Source organism: Leifsonia sp. GW821-FHT13C05 (assembly GCF_058806515.1).
The window spans coordinates 218393-232670 of record NZ_JBXAPT010000003.1; the positions used below are offsets into that span (position 1 = coordinate 218393).

Consider the following 14278-nt stretch of genomic DNA (forward strand, 5'->3'; position numbering starts at 1 on the left):
CCCCGGTCAGCCCTGCGGGATGAAGAGGGAGGCGATGAAGACGACGCCGCCGACGCCCGCCATGATCCAGCGCGGAACGGGACGCTTCGCCAGCAGCAGGGCGGCGCAGGCGAGGAAGAACGGGATGAGCGAGATGCCGTAGCGCGCGGGCGGCGGATCGGGGTATGTGCCGAGGGCGGCATACGTCACGATCGACAGCAGCGGGGCCGAGATGACGGCGGCGGCGAACGTCGCCCACGCGACGGCGGCACGGCGGCCGCCCCAGCGCGCGACCATCAGCAGGCCGATCACGCCGGCGATGGTGACCCAGGCGACCGCGTAGTTCGAGATGAGGCCGGGCCCCTTGAGGAAGGTGGTCGTGTCGCCGACACCGCGGGCCGATCCGTCGATGAAGAGGCCGGACTGCAGGATCAGCGACGTGATCCCGAGCGGTCGCACCTTGCCCATGTCGGGCGCAGGGCCGACCGCGGAGACCGAGCTGTAGACGGTCCAGGCCAGCTGCAGGACCATCGAGACGACCACGGAGACGATGCCCGTGATGGTCCGGCCGTCGGCGAACGTGCGGCCGATCCAGCCGGCCCGGGATGTGCGGGTGCGGTACGCGTCGATGCCGGCGCGGATGATCAGGAAGAACACGGCCGCTGCGACGGCGGCGAGGTTCTGCACCTTCAGCAGCGTGACGAACGCGGCGCCGGCGGCGAACCACACGTATCCGCGTCGACTGTCGGCGAGGGTGGCGAGGTACAGCATCAGGCCGCCGGCGAACAGCGCGGTCGCATCCGTGCTGATGTACGTGTTCGACCAGTACGCGGGCAGCGAGCCGATCATCAGCAGCCCGACACCGGTCGCGGCCACCGGATGCACCTTCAGCCGTCGCAGCGCCAGATAGAGGAACAGGGCGGCGGCGGCCAGCCAGAGCGCGCCGACGAACCGTCCGGCATCCACCAGGTCGACGCCGAGGAACACCAGCGGCTCGGCCAGGATGCGCGTGATGCCGAAGTACAGCGGGGTGTAGATGTACGCAGAGGTCGCGCCGTGGAACGGGAACAGCTCGGCGTTCTTCGCGTTGGAGAGGTCGCAGCGCGCATCCGGGCTCGGGGCGAGCAGCCGCAGCCCGCGGCAGCCCAGCTGCTGGCGGGCGTACGTGCCGGTCGGCTCTCCGCGGTTCACGGTGAGCTGGTGCCCCATCTTGGCGAAGTAGTCGATGTAGACGTACTCGTCGACCGGGGAGACGCCGCGGTGGCCCGGCACCTGCACGATGCCGACGAGCAGCGACGCGATGATGAGCACGGCGGGCGCGATGGCGCTCCGCGAGAACACGCGCGCGAAGAAGCCGCGTCGCCCCTCGGGGGCTGTCGACTCGGTTTCCATGCTGATGTGAGGCCTTACGCTCGTGGGCGGCGAACTGCGCCAGCTTAGCAATCGGTCGCTGGGAGGGGCGGACGACGCGGCCGCCACAGCACGCCTTGGTAAGCTGGCGGGCGCACACGCCCATGCGAAAGGACCGTATGCCTGCAACGCGTCACGGAGTCGTCTCGGTCGTCCTGGTCAACTTCCGGGGAACCGACGACACGCTCACCGCCATCGAACATCTCGGCCGCCTGGACTGGCCGGCCGACCGTCTCGAGATCGTGGTGGTCGAGAACGCCTCGGGCGACGACAGCGCCGCGCGCATCCGGTCGGCGGCGCCGCACGTGCTGCTCATCGAGTCGAAGACGAATCTCGGGTTCGCCGGTGGCTGCAACCTGGGCGTGAAGGAGGCGAGCGGCGAGTACGTCGCCTTCCTCAACAACGACGCCAAGCCGGATGCGGCCTGGGTTCGTGCCGCCGTCGAGCGGTTCGAGTCGAGCCCGTCGGTCGGCGCTGTCGCCAGTCGCGTGCTCGACTGGGAGGGCCAGAACGTCGACTTCATCGGGTCGGCGATGACCTGGTTCGGCCAGGGGTACAAGCCGCTCACCGCCCAGCCGGTGCCGAACACCCCGGATGTGCCGCACGACGTGCTGTTCGGCACGGGATCCGCGATGTTCGTCCGCCGGTCGGTGTACGACCAGCTCGGCGGGTTCGACGAGCGGTACTTCATGTTCTTCGAAGACGTGGACCTGGGCTGGCGGCTCAACCTGCTCGGCCACCGCTACGTCTACGAGCCCGCATCGCTGGCGTATCACAAGCACCACGCATCCATGTCGTCGTTCGGCGCGTTCAAGGAGACGTACCTCCTCGAACGGAACGCGCTGTTCACGCAGTACAAGAACCTCGGAGACGAGGCGCTCGCCAACGCGCTTCCCGCGACCCTCGCGCTGACCGTCCGCCGCGGTGTGGCGAAGGGCGGGCTCGACTCGACCTCGTTCGACCTGCGGAAGGGCGCGTCCAACGACCCGACGATGGAGATCTCGAAGGAGACCGTCGCCGCCGTCTATGCGATCGACCAGTTCGTCGAGCACCTGCCGTCGCTGGTGGAGTCGCGCGAGCAGATCCAGCGCAGCAGGGTCGTCTCGGACAGCCGCATCTGGTCGCTGTTCGGCGAGACCGACGCCCCGTCGTACACGGCGGAGCACTACCTCGAGGGCTACGACAAGCTGGTCACGGCGTTCCCGGTCACCGAGACACCGGATGTGACCCGCGTGCTGGTCATCACCGGCGACCCGATCGGCGTCAAGATGGCGGGCCCGGCGATCCGGGCGTGGAGCATGGCGGAGGCGCTCGCGAAGGACAACCTGGTGACCCTCGTGTCGCTGTCCGGCGTCGAGCCGGTGTCCGCGCCGTTCGACATCGTGCACATCCGGCCGGGCGACGACCGTTCCATGCGCAAGCTGGAGCGCGAGAGCGACGTGATCGTCTTCCAGGGCCTCGCGATGGCGCTGTTCGACAGTCTGCGCAAGACGGACAAGATCATCGTCGCCGACGTCTACGATCCGATGCACCTCGAGCAGCTCGAACAGGGCAAGGAACTCGGCCGCGAGCAGTGGGACAAGCAGGTCGGCGACGCGACGGACGTGCTCAACGAGCAGCTCGAACGCGGGGACTTCTTCCTCTGCGCCTCCGAGCGCCAGCGGCACTTCTACCTGGGCCAGCTCGCCGCGCTCGGCCGGATCAACCCGGCCAACTACGCCGACGATCCCGACCTCGACCACCTCATCGACGTCGTTCCCTTCGGCCTGTCCGAGACGGCGCCTGTGCACGAACGGGATGTGCTCAAGGGCGTCCTCCCCGGGATCGGCGCCGACGACAAGCTCCTGCTGTGGAGCGGCGGCCTCTACAACTGGTTCGACCCGAAGTCGCTCATCACCGCCGTCGCGAAGCTGTCGGAGACGCACGACGACGTCCGCCTGTTCTTCCAGGGCACGAAGCACCCGCATCCCGGCGTGCCGGAGATGGCGATCGTCGCGGAGTCCCGTGCCCTCGCCAGCGAGCTCGGCGCGCTCGACACCTCGGTGTTCTTCAACAGCTCGTGGGTCGACTACGCCGACAGGCAGAACTACCTCACCGAGGCCGACGCGGGCGTCAGCACCCACTTCTCGCACGTCGAGACGACGTTCTCGTTCCGCACGCGCATCCTGGACTACCTGTGGGCAGGGTTGCCGATGGTCGTCACCGCCGGCGACCACTTCGCGCAGCTGGTCGAGGAGGAGAAGCTCGGTGTCGTGGTCCCGTCCGGAGACGTGGATGCGCTGACCGCCGCCCTCGAGACCGTGCTCTACGACGAGAAGTTCATCGCGGCCGCCAAGCGCAACATCCAGCGGGTGCGCAAGCGCTACTTCTGGAGCGTGGTGCTCGCGCCTCTCGTCGACTTCGTGTCCGACCCCCGGCACGCGGCCGACCTGGTCGCGAAGGGTGTCGTCGGGACGGGCGGAGCGCCGCGCAAGGCGACGACCAGGCGCAAGAAGCACGGGGTGCGCCACGATGTCGGCCTGTTCTTCCACTACATGAAGAACGGCGGTCCGGCCGTCGTCGTCAAGAAGGTGCGGAGCAGGCTGGGGAGACGCTGACCGTGACCCGTCCGGTCTCCGTCGCGCTCTGCACCTTCAACGGCGCGACATACATCCGCAGGCAGCTGGCGAGCGTGCTCGCCCAGACGGTGCCCCCGACGCAGCTGGTCGTCTCCGACGACGGCTCGACGGACGCGACCATCGCGATGGTCGAGGAGGAGCTGCGGGCGCACGAGGCGGCGACGGGCTGGAACCCCGAGGTGGTGCTGCTGCGCAACGAGACGCCGCTCGGCGTGACGGCGAACTTCGAGCAGGCGCTGCGCGCATCCACCGGCGAGCTGATCGCCCTGTGCGACCAGGACGACGAGTGGGAGCCGCGGAAGCTGGAGAAGCTGGTCGCGATGTTCGACGCGCGGCCGGGACTCGGCTTCCTGCACACCGATGCGCAGCTGATCGACGACGACGGAGCCCCGACGGGCGGCACGATCTTCGGAGTGCTCGAAGTGTCGGAGGAGGACAGGCAGGCCGTGCACTCCGGACGCGCGTTCTCGGTGTTCGTGCGCCGCAACATCGCCACGGGCGCCACGGCGATGGTGCACCGCGACCTGGTGGCGGCGTGCGCGCCGTTCCCCGCCGAGTGGGTGCACGACGAGTGGCTGGCCATCCAGGCCGCAGCACGCGACAGGCTCGACCTGAGCGAGGAGCCGCTGACGCGCTACCGGCGGCACGCCGCCAACCAGATCGGGGCGGGCGACCCGACCATCGGCCACAAGATCCGCCGCGTTCTCGGCGCCCGCGGCGACCGCAACCGGATGCTCGCCGCGCGCTCGCGCATCCTGGCGGACAGCCTGCGCGGTGCGGACGGCGTCGACTCGTCGAAGGTGGCGCTCGCCGAGGAGAAGGCGGCGTTCGAGGCGACGCGCGCCGAGCTTCCGGCGAACAGGGTGAAACGGTTCGTGCCCGTGCTCCGGCTCGCGGCGGGCGGAGCATACCCTCGCCTGGCGAGCCAGGGCTGGATGGATGTGGTCAGAGACCTGTTCCAGCCGGCGTGAGGCCGGCGGCGGGTGCGGTCTCCGCTTCCGCGGCGCCCACCGGCTCTGTGGCGTCGGCAGGAACGACAGCATCCACCGGCTCGACTCGGTTCATCGGATCCGCGGCATCCACCGGCTCGACGTCGTCCTCCTCGGAGCGCGACCACGCGGAGACGTGCAGCAGCAGCGCCGCCGCCAGCACGAGCAGCACGGCGAACAGGGCCAGCCACAGCCAAGTGCCGCCCGGAGGCGTCCACGCGGACTGCCCGAACAGGTAGGTGCGCATCGAGCCGTTGGAGCCGACCGCGTAGCGGCGGAGCGTCGACTCGAAGGCCCAGAACTGCGCCCCGGCGGCGCCGACGGCCACGATCACCGCGATGCGCCGCCAGGCGTATGGCGCGCGCACGAACGCGGTCTCGCCGAGCAGCGCGGCGAGTCCGACGATGAGGCAGAGGAATAGCGGCAGGTTGTACCTGCCCTGCCAGATCATCCCTCCGCCGTGGATGTACGCGGCCTGCACCAGCGCGGGGCAGAGCAGGAAGGCGGCGACGAGCAGCCACGCGACCAACAGGCGGCGACGTCGCAGCACGACGACGGCGCCGACGACGATGGCCCCGATGGCGAGCCCCCAGAGGTAGAGCACCACATCCGGCGCAGGGGTGTCGAGCCAGCCGAACAGGCCGACGAGGCCCTGGCTGTATCCGACGGTCCCGATGAAGACCTTCTGGAAGCCGACGAGCGGCGACGCCCCGATGCCAGGGAAGGAGAGCGCCTGATCCGGATGCTCGATGGCGTTGGCGAGCGAGTTGGTGCCGACGGTCCACAGCCCGGCAGCGATGGTGCCGGCGGCGACCACGGCGATGAGCACGATGACGGCGCGTCGTTTGAGGAGCGCGACCAGCGCATCCCGGTCGGCCAGCAGCAGCAGAGGCACCACGAGCGCGAGCGCCACCCACAGTGGTGAGAGCCCGCGCGCGTTGACCGCGACGACGGCCCCGGCCATCACCACGACGGCCCGGCCGGTGAGCCGGGAGGCGTCGGGGGAGAGGGTGATCGCGAGCATCCCGCAGAAGACGGCGAGGGTCGCCGTCGCCTCCAGGGCGCTCGGGTTCACCGAGCCGCCGAGGAATAGCAGCATCGGCGTCACCGCCACGGCGAACGCCAGCAGCGGCACCCTGCGGTTGCGCATCGTGGCCACGATGGCGAACGCGAGCGCGGCGAACAGCGTGGTCAGCAGGCCGCTCAGGATGCGCATGGCGTAGATCCCCGACGCATCGTGGAAGACCAGAGACGGGAGCCCGACGACGGCGTAGTAGAGCGGGTTGTACAGCCCGGCGGTGGTGGGGGCCTCGACGCTCTCCCACGGGTCGGCACTGGGCGTGTACGCGCAGTTCGCCGTGACGGTCGGGTTGAACGCGAAACAGGTGACGGCGTGCGATTCGGCGATGTAGCGCGGCACCGTGACGATGTGGCCGGCAGGGGACGGCGTCCCGACGAGCTCGCCCCGCACGACGCTTGCGGCGCGCACGATGTGGGCCGGCTCATCCGGGGAGGCGGACGGCGGGGTGGCGAACACCCAGGCGGTCGTGAGCGCGAAGAGCACGGCCCACGCGACGAAGAACGGCTTCAGCGGGATGGAGCGGCGTCTCGGTGCCTGAGTGGCGGCGGGCGCGACCGTGCCGCTTCCCGCCTGTGGGTTTCCCATGAGGCAAAGGTATCGGACCGGACGGTCAGACCGCGGCAGGCTCCTCCGTCGGGGCGAGGCGCGCATCCACACGGGTCACCCGGTCGATGGACCGCAGTACCAGCCAGCCGGCCACCACGACCACCGCCGTGAACACCAGGAGCCACAGCAGGTTGCCGCCGGGCGGCGCCCAGGCCGGCGTGCCGAACAGGAACTGCTTGAGCGAGCCGATCGGGGTCACCGAGTATCGCCGCAGCGTGTTCTCGAAGGCGTAGACCTGCCCGAACGCCAGCACGATCACCACGAGCCAACCGAACCGCCGCCAGATCGCGGGGGCCCGTTCCACCCGGATGCGCCGGCCGAGCACGACCGAGAGTCCCACCAGCAGGCAGAGGAACAGCGGCATGTTGTACCTGCCCTGCCAGATGATGCCGCCTCCGGTGATGTACGCGGCCTGCACGATGGGCGGGAGCAGGATGAAGGCGCCGAACAGCACCCAGGCGAAGACGAGCATCCGGGAGCGGAGGAGCACGAGGGCGGCGGCGAGCAGGATGCCGACGAGGGCCGACCAGATGAAGAACACCTCGGGAGGGGCCGGCGTGTCGAGCCAGCCGAAGATGCCGATCAGGCCGTGGCTGTACTCGGTGGTGCGCACGAGGGTGATGAAGAAGCCGCTCAGTGGGTTGGTGCCGACGCCGAGGAAGCTCTGCGGCGTCTGGTCCGGGTTCTCGACGGCGTTGTAGAGCGAGTTGGTCCCGACGGTCCAGGCCAGGGCGGCGATGGTCGCGAGCACGACGCCCGCCGCTGCGGCGATCACGGGCGGTCGCCGCAGCAGCGCGACGACCTGCCGCCACGGGACGAGCACGAACGGGATGAGGATGGCCAGCAGCACCCACAGCGGCGAAAGCCCGCGCGTGTTGACCGCGACCGCTCCACCGGCCAGCACGATCATCGCGCGCGACAGCAGCCGGGAGCGGTCAGGGTCGAGCACGGCGGCGATGATGCCGACGAACACGGCGAGGGTGGCCGTGGCCTCGATGCCGTTCGGGTTCACCGAGCCGCCGAGGAAGAGCAGCATCGGCGTCACCGCGACGGCGAAGCCGAGCACCGGGATGGCGCGGCGCCGCATCCCCCACAGGATCGAGAACGCGAGCGCGGCGAACAGCGAGGTGACGATGCCGCTGACGATCCGCATCGCGTAGATGCCGGAGGTGTCGTGCAGGAGCAGCGTCGGCCAGCCGACCAGCAGGTAGTACACCGGGTTGTAGAGCCCGGCGGTGGTGTACGAGGTGGTGAGGGCTCCGGGGTCGGTGAGTGGGGCGAGCCCGCACTCGGCCGGACGCTCCTGGTGGAAGGCGAAGCAGGTGTCCAGCTGGGTGCGCGCCACGTACGCGGGGACGGTGACCCTGTGGCCGTCCTTCGACGGCGTTCCGATGAACTGGCCGCGCGCGACGCTCGCCGCCTTGACGATGTGCGCAGGCTCGTCCGGGGATGCACCGATCGGGGTGGCGATCGCCCAGCTCGCGCAGAGGGCGGAGAGCAGCACCCAGACCACCAGGAAGGCGCGCCAGACCCTGGGCCGGTCGCCGGGGAGGGTGGATGGGCCGGCGGTCGGCATGCTGGCGGTGGTGCTCACCCTGCGCTACTCCTTTTCGTCGCTGAGTGCGGCGATGCGCTGCTCCAGCTCGGCGATCCGCAGCTCGTGCAGAGCGCTGCGCTCTGCGAGGGTGCGGGTCTTGCTCTCGAGGGTGGTCAGTTCGGAGCTGTGCTGGATGCAGACCAGGAACAGCACGGCGATGCTCACGAAGAACACCAGGTTCACCGGAGCCCCGACGCCGATCAGTCCGGCCGCCCAGTCCAGGATGGTCGGGAAGACGCCGATGATCAGCGCGAGCACACCGGCGATGAGCCACCAGATCGCGTGCCGTTCGCGCATCCGGCCGCGGCGCAGCATCTCGATCACCACAGCGAGGGTGAGCAGGGCTGCGAGGATTCCGAAGATGTAACTGGTGATCGACATGGTCAGGCCGTTGCCGTTTCCTTGATGGCGGTGCGGGGGCGCATGAGCGCGACGAGGAGGGCGATGAAGGCGCGGGCCAGGTAGACGGCCGCCTTGATCGGGTTGTGCGACGGCTGGCCGCCGGCGCGGGGACGCATCGAGGTCGGCACCTGGGCGACGCGCAGACCGCCGCGGGCGGCGATCACGAGCGCCTCGATGGTGTCTCCGAGGTATTCGGCGGGGAAGGAGTGCGCGAACAGGGCGATGGCGCGCGGACCGGCGGCCTTGAAGCCGCTGGTGGTGTCGTTGAGGCGCGTCCGGACGACGCGGCTGAGGACGGTCGAGAGCACGTTCATGGCCCAGCGGCGCGGGCCGCGGACCTCGTAGTCGCCTTCGCCGGAGAAGCGGGCGCCGATCACCAGGTCTGCGCCGTCGAGGGCAGCGATCAGGGACGGCACGTTGCCAGGGTCGTGCTGACCGTCCGCGTCGATCTGCACGGCGACGGAGAAGCCGTTGTCCCTCGCGAACTGGTAGCCGAGGCGCAGTGCTCCGCCGACCCCCATGTTGAACGGCATGGATGCGACCAGGGCCCCCGCCTCCTTGGCGATGTGCGCCGTGTCGTCGGTCGAGCCGTCGTCGACGACGAGGCAGGTGACGCCGGGAAGTTTGGCGTAGACCTCGGCGACGACGGCTGCGACGGATGCCTCCTCGTTGAAGGCGGGCATCACGATCAGCGTCTGGGAGAGATCGAAGGGCATGGAAGTCAACGTACTAGATCGGTGTGGGCGTCAGAGCTGGTGCGACCGGCCGGTCGGGAGCTCGGCTGTCGGTTCGATATTCTCGCACGTCCTGCTGAGCGCCCTGATCAGGAACCAGACGGACAGCCCGGTCGCGACGGCGAACACGACGGCGACGGTCGGCCATCCGCCCGGCGGCTGCCACTGCGGCGCCCTGATCATGTCGATCCAGGTGAGGTTCGGCTGCAGCCCGGTGACGTACCGGCGGAGCATCCACAGGAACGCGGCGAGCTGGCCGATGCCGAGCAGCACGACGGACACGCGCATCACGGCGGTGAGCCGCCTGTCGGCGGCCGGCAGAGCGCGGTCGAGCCCGATCCCGGCGAGGATCGCGAGGAGCACGGCGGGTGCGATGGTGTACCTGCCCTGCCAGATGTATCCGGCGTCGTGGATGACCGCTGCCTGCGAGAACGGCGGCACGAACACGATGGCGAGCCCGAGCAGGAGCGCGCCGATCTTCACGGGGCGGGGGCCCAGAGTCGCGCCGAGCAGGATCACCATCCCGCCGATGCTCGCCCACACGGCCACGGAGAGCGCTGGCGCCGGGATCTCCAGCCAGCCGAACTGGGCGATCCAGCCGACCATAAAGCTGAACGTGTTGTCGATGGTGTTGGAGAATCCCTGCCACCAGCTGCTGCCGGCTCCGACGGGCGCATACCCGGGCGTCAGCGACCGCGGCCGCAGGTAGAACAGGGTCGCCGCCACGGCGACGGCGCCGATCAGGACGATGCCCACCCAGGTCAGCCACGACCGGAACACCGTGCGCAGCACGTCCCGCCTGCCGAGCAGCAGCGCGATCACGAACGCGAGCGCCAGCCACAGCATCGCGATGCTCCTGGTGTTCACCAGCAGCAGGCTCACCACCACGATGCCCAGGATGCGCAGCACCAGCCACCGCCCGGCCGCCGGCGTTCCGAAGGTCAGCAGCAGGAGCGCGAACGCCGCGGCGGAGGCCGCGACCTCGATGCCGTTCGGATTGAGCGTCCCGGAGAGGAACAGCACCATCGGGGTGACGCCGACCGCGAGACCGCCGAGCGCCCAACGGGAGCGGGGGAGGCTCCGCAGCGCCGTGAAGGCGAGCGCGAGCAGGGCGGAGCAGAGCAGCGCGTTCACGAGCCGCATCGCGTACAGCCCCTTCGCACCGTCGAGGAACGCGGTCGGCCAGCCGACGAGCACGTAGAAGACGGGCGTGTTCACGGTGGTCGACGTGTGGCCGGTGGTCGGCGCATCCGGGTTCTGGATGGGGGTGACGCAGGAGGCCGTGACGGCCACGTTCCTCTTGAAGCACGGCGTGTGCGACTCGAGCTTCGCGAAGTAGGTGGAGACGGTCTGGTCGATGGTGCCGGGGATGGTCTTCGACTCCGGCCCCCAGAGCTCGCCGTGCGCTGCGGCGTTGGCGCGGATGGCGTGCGCAGGCTCGTCCGGGCTCGCGCCAGGAGGGGTGGCGATCGAGAAGCTCGCCATCAGGAGGAACAGCAGCCCGAAGGCGATGCCGAACACGGTCAGCGGGCGGCGAGCGGGGCGGATGTCCCCGTCGTGCTGGGTCATGCACCGTCCTGTCGTCGTCCGGATGGCCGATGGCCCGGTGGTGAGGTAGGTTCGGTTCTCGAACAACCGGGTTCCATCGGAGAGGAACACAGTGGACGATATCACCCGTCGCCCCGCGTCCCGCTGGTGGGTGGCCGGTGTGCTGCTCGTCGTCGTCGCGGCCGGGCTGGTCGTCGTCGGGGCCGGCTGGACCGTGTGGGTGCTCGCCGCTGCCGCCGCCCTCTGCCTGGCCACGGGCGTCGCCGCGTTCGCCGGCTGGAGCCTCGGCGTGGTCTCCGCCATCGCCGTCCCGCTCGCGGTCGAGGCGTACGGCATCCGGATCTTCCACAGGATCGGGCTCGGCGTCTTCACCGGCAACCTGCTCGTCCTGGTCGTGATCGCGCTGGCCGGGCTGGTGCTCGTCGCGCTGAGCGGCGACCGGATGCGCCTGCCGGCTAGAGCCGTCTGGTGGGGCGTCCTCCCCGCGGCCGTCGTGCCCGCGATGGTCGGGACGGTCTTCGCGATCCTGCCCGCCCTGCGCGACGGCAACGCGCTCTCCTGGGCGATGCGCAGCGACGCCGTCTGGAACCTGGTGTCCGCCCGCTTCCTGCTCGACGACCGCGGCCTGAACCCGTCGCTGCACCCGAACTCGTCTCCGATGACCGCCATCCTGCTCGCGGCCGGTATGGCGCCGGGCCGGGCCGGGGCGAAGACGACCGAGCTGTTCCACCACGACATCGCCGCGATGGCAGGCGTGTTCGCGCTCGCGATGGTCATCACGAGCCTGCTCGCCGGCCTGGTCGTCGCGCAGCTGGTGCGGCCGGAGCATCCGGTGTTCCGTGCGATCGGGGCCGTGCTCGGGTCTGCGCTGATCGCATCCTGGTTCGTGGCAGGCTTCTCGTTCGAGTTCGGCTTCTACAACGTGATGCCGACGGTCGCCTGCCTGCTCGGCAGCTGGCTCGCCTGGCGGGCAGCTCCACGGGCTCCTGTGGTGGCCGTCGCGCTGCTGCTGGCGATGACGACAGCGCTGCTGGCGCTGTGGGCGTTCCTCGCCATCGTGCCGCTCGCGCTCGCCGCGGTGGCCGCCATCCGGCTCATTCTGCGTCACGCGCGGTCGTTCGGCTGGCTGTCCTGGACGATCCTCGCCGTCGCGGCCGCCCAGCTGCTGGTGTATGCCGTGCTGGTCTCCCTGCGCGACCTGCGCCGCGACCAGGGCGAGCTGGCCCAGGGCGGCTCGATGGCGCCGGTGACACCCGCGCTGCTGTTCATCCTGATCGGCCTGGCGGTAGCGATCACGGCGGTCACGGCCCGCACGGCGGCACACCGCGCCGACCTCACGGGCGTCGTCACGGTGTCCGCGGCGCTGGCCGGGCTGTACGCCTATCTCGGGACGCAGGTGCAGGCCGACGCGTACTGGTGGGGCTACTACCCGGCGAAACTCGTCTGGTTCGGCGGCATCCTGCTGCTGGTGGTGGTGATCGGCCTCGCGCTCGACCGGCTCTCGCGGGTCGACCTCGCCGTGTGGCCGCGGGTGGCGGCGACGGCGGGCGTGCTCATCGCGGTCGTCTCGATCGCGGCCAGCGTGCTGCCCAAACCACCGACACTCGGCGCACTGGTGCCGTACGGCGACATCCTCGCGGGGGAGGGTGTCGCCTCCGGAGACGACGTGCTCCCGGCGATGTTCGCCCTCGACGACCCGACCGACGCCAAGAACATGTTCGTCGGCTATTACGACTGGAAAGCCGACGGCTTCGCCAACCTCTGGCTCCTCGGAGCATCGGCGACCAGCGGCACCGACCCGATCCGCCCGTATTCGTACTACCTGGACGTCCGCTCGCTGAAAGACGTCTGCTCGGCGGTGAAGGCGTGGGACGGCGGCGTGACGATCCGCACGAGGGACGAGACGCTGCGGGCGAAGCTCGCGGCGACCTGCCCCGGCCTGGATGCGACGGTGCTGGTGGGGCGCATCCCGGTCAGCGGGTGAGGTCGGCTACTCCGACGGACCCCGCAGCGCGTTCACGATGAGCACGACGGCGAGCGTGGCGACGGCGATGATGCCGCCGAGGTTGAGGAACGGCCCTCCACGGTTCGCGCCGGAGTGGTCGCTGAGATTGAGGACAATGCCGACGATCGTCAGAATCGCGGCGGCGGCCAGCGGGATGAACCCCAGCCGGTTGCGGCGCAGCGTCGACCTGCTCATTGGGTCCAGCAGACGAACCAGGCGTCTGCGGGCGACCGTCCTGCGTGATTGCCCCCGGCGGTGAGAGGAGATTTCATGCTGCTTCCGTTCCTGGCGTTGGGCCTCGTTGCCCACTACGGCCAGGTTAGCCATCCGGTTACGCGTTAGATATCAATGTCAGCCAACATACTGACATCAACTCCGCCACCCTAGAAACACGTGCCGCAGCAGCGCCCGCAGGCCGGCCCCGTCGCGCTTCGCGAGCGCCGACGGTAGCTTGGTCGCCGCGTTCAGCCGCGACGACCAGTGGGCGGACGCGACGCGCGCCGCCCTGCGCCAGCCGTGCCGCCGCAGCACAGCCGCCTTCGTGAGGAAGAAGGCGCGCTCCTCGTCGAAGCGGGTGCCGTCCTGCGCCGTCCAGGAGGAGACGCTGCCCGCGTGCCTCCGGTAACGGAACTCGTGGTCGGGCAGCAGCACCAGGCTGCCGCCGTCGAGGACGATGTCGATCTGCAGGTTGAGGTCGAGCACGACGTCGAAGTCGGGGTCGAAGCCGTGGCGGCGCACCGCCTCCGTTCGCCAGCAGATCGACGGGAAGTATGTCCAGTTGCCGCGCAGCAGACTCACCGCGAGCGCTTCCCCGCTGAGCTCGGCCGGCGCGCTGTGGGTGGGACGGTACCAGCCCTTGACCCGGTCGGCGAGGGGGAGCGTCTCGCGACCGTCGTCGCCGATCACGGTCACCGCCGGCTGGAAGTATGCGCCCGCGGGATGCGCGGCGATGGCGGCGCGCATCCTGGCGATGTAGCCGGGCTCCAGCAGGTCGTCGCAGCCCATCAGGACGAAGTGCTCGCTCGTCACCAGCTGCACCGACTTGGTGAAGTTGCCGCTCACGCCGAGGTTCGTCTCATTGCGCAGATAGTGGATGCGCGGATCGCCGAGCGCGCTCACCCACTCGCCGGGCTCCGTGTCCGGGTACACGTCGTCGATCACGACGAGACGCCAGTCGTCGTCCGTCTGGGCGATGACGCTGTGGACGGCGTCGCGGAACAGCTGGGGATCGCCGTAGAACGGCATCATGATGTCGATGGTCACGGTGGAGGTTTTCGTCCGCTCGGAGCTTTTCGTCGTATGGTTGGCC

At 69.9% G+C, this 14278-nt stretch carries 11 protein-coding genes; 3 read left to right on the top strand and 8 right to left on the bottom strand.

Annotation, left to right across the window (positions count from 1 at the left end):
- Positions 1-6: 6 nt before the first annotated feature.
- Positions 7-1371, bottom strand: coding sequence for a hypothetical protein (locus AC1ROC_RS11405; protein ID WP_085369128.1), 1365 nt, complete (start codon positions 1369-1371; stop codon positions 7-9).
- 137 nt (positions 1372-1508) lie between these two features.
- Here AC1ROC_RS11405 and AC1ROC_RS11410 point away from each other — a divergent pair, with 137 nt between their 5' ends.
- Together AC1ROC_RS11410 and AC1ROC_RS11415 are read left to right on the top strand one after the other, a co-directional pair.
- Positions 1509-3986 carry a glycosyltransferase gene (locus tag AC1ROC_RS11410; protein ID WP_493000230.1) on the top strand — a complete coding sequence of 826 codons (2478 nt, stop codon included), beginning with the start codon at positions 1509-1511 and terminating at the stop codon, positions 3984-3986.
- 2 nt (positions 3987-3988) lie between these two features.
- Positions 3989-4978 carry a glycosyltransferase family 2 protein gene (locus tag AC1ROC_RS11415; RefSeq protein WP_085369126.1) on the top strand — a complete coding sequence of 330 codons (990 nt, stop codon included), beginning with the start codon at positions 3989-3991 and terminating at the stop codon, positions 4976-4978.
- On the opposite strand, the gene AC1ROC_RS11420 is transcribed toward AC1ROC_RS11415, so the two are convergent.
- The 5 genes from AC1ROC_RS11420 to AC1ROC_RS11440 are packed head-to-tail and all read right to left on the bottom strand — an operon-like array spanning position 4953 to position 10985.
- Positions 4953-6662 (bottom strand): DUF2142 domain-containing protein, encoded by a 1710-nt coding sequence (locus AC1ROC_RS11420; RefSeq protein ID WP_493000232.1) that lies wholly within the window; start codon positions 6660-6662, stop codon positions 4953-4955. The two genes, AC1ROC_RS11415 and AC1ROC_RS11420, sit on opposite strands and share 26 nt — an antisense overlap.
- Positions 6663-6687: 25 nt before the next feature.
- Complete coding sequence (locus AC1ROC_RS11425) at positions 6688-8277, bottom strand: DUF2142 domain-containing protein (RefSeq protein WP_493000234.1); 1590 nt, start codon at positions 8275-8277, stop codon at positions 6688-6690.
- Positions 8278-8283: 6 nt separating this feature from the next.
- A complete protein-coding gene (locus tag AC1ROC_RS11430) occupies positions 8284-8661 on the bottom strand; it encodes a DUF2304 domain-containing protein (RefSeq protein ID WP_085369123.1) in 378 nt (125 codons plus the stop codon).
- Between the two features lie 2 nt (positions 8662-8663).
- Positions 8664-9398 (bottom strand): glycosyltransferase family 2 protein, encoded by a 735-nt coding sequence (locus AC1ROC_RS11435; protein WP_085369122.1) that lies wholly within the window; start codon positions 9396-9398, stop codon positions 8664-8666.
- Between the two features lie 30 nt (positions 9399-9428).
- Positions 9429-10985 (bottom strand): DUF2142 domain-containing protein, encoded by a 1557-nt coding sequence (locus AC1ROC_RS11440; protein ID WP_493000237.1) that lies wholly within the window; start codon positions 10983-10985, stop codon positions 9429-9431.
- 91 nt (positions 10986-11076) lie between these two features.
- Here AC1ROC_RS11440 and AC1ROC_RS11445 point away from each other — a divergent pair, with 91 nt between their 5' ends.
- Positions 11077-12948: a hypothetical protein gene (locus tag AC1ROC_RS11445; protein ID WP_493000239.1), complete on the top strand. Its 1872-nt coding sequence runs from the start codon at positions 11077-11079 to the stop codon at positions 12946-12948.
- Positions 12949-12954: 6 nt separating this feature from the next.
- Here the strand turns inward: AC1ROC_RS11445 and AC1ROC_RS11450 are convergent, their stop codons facing one another.
- Both AC1ROC_RS11450 and AC1ROC_RS11455 read right to left on the bottom strand, forming a co-directional pair.
- Positions 12955-13164 (bottom strand): hypothetical protein, encoded by a 210-nt coding sequence (locus AC1ROC_RS11450; protein ID WP_493000241.1) that lies wholly within the window; start codon positions 13162-13164, stop codon positions 12955-12957.
- Between the two features lie 174 nt (positions 13165-13338).
- Positions 13339-14232, bottom strand: coding sequence for a glycosyltransferase family 2 protein (locus AC1ROC_RS11455; protein ID WP_168688883.1), 894 nt, complete (start codon positions 14230-14232; stop codon positions 13339-13341).
- Positions 14233-14278: the final 46 nt, after the last annotated feature.

Excerpts from the sequence above, each read along its gene's own strand:
- AC1ROC_RS11405 (WP_085369128.1), bottom strand. The coding sequence starts at position 1,371 with ATGGAAACCGAGTCGACAGCCCCCGAGGGGCGACGCGGCTTCTTCGCG.
- AC1ROC_RS11410 (WP_493000230.1), top strand. The coding sequence starts at position 1,509 with ATGCCTGCAACGCGTCACGGAGTCGTCTCGGTCGTCCTGGTCAACTTC.
- AC1ROC_RS11420 (WP_493000232.1), bottom strand. The coding sequence starts at position 6,662 with ATGGGAAACCCACAGGCGGGAAGCGGCACGGTCGCGCCCGCCGCCACT.
- AC1ROC_RS11430 (WP_085369123.1), bottom strand. The coding sequence starts at position 8,661 with ATGTCGATCACCAGTTACATCTTCGGAATCCTCGCAGCCCTGCTCACC.
- AC1ROC_RS11435 (WP_085369122.1), bottom strand. The coding sequence starts at position 9,398 with ATGCCCTTCGATCTCTCCCAGACGCTGATCGTGATGCCCGCCTTCAAC.
- AC1ROC_RS11440 (WP_493000237.1), bottom strand. The coding sequence starts at position 10,985 with ATGACCCAGCACGACGGGGACATCCGCCCCGCTCGCCGCCCGCTGACC.
- AC1ROC_RS11450 (WP_493000241.1), bottom strand. The coding sequence starts at position 13,164 with ATGAGCAGGTCGACGCTGCGCCGCAACCGGCTGGGGTTCATCCCGCTG.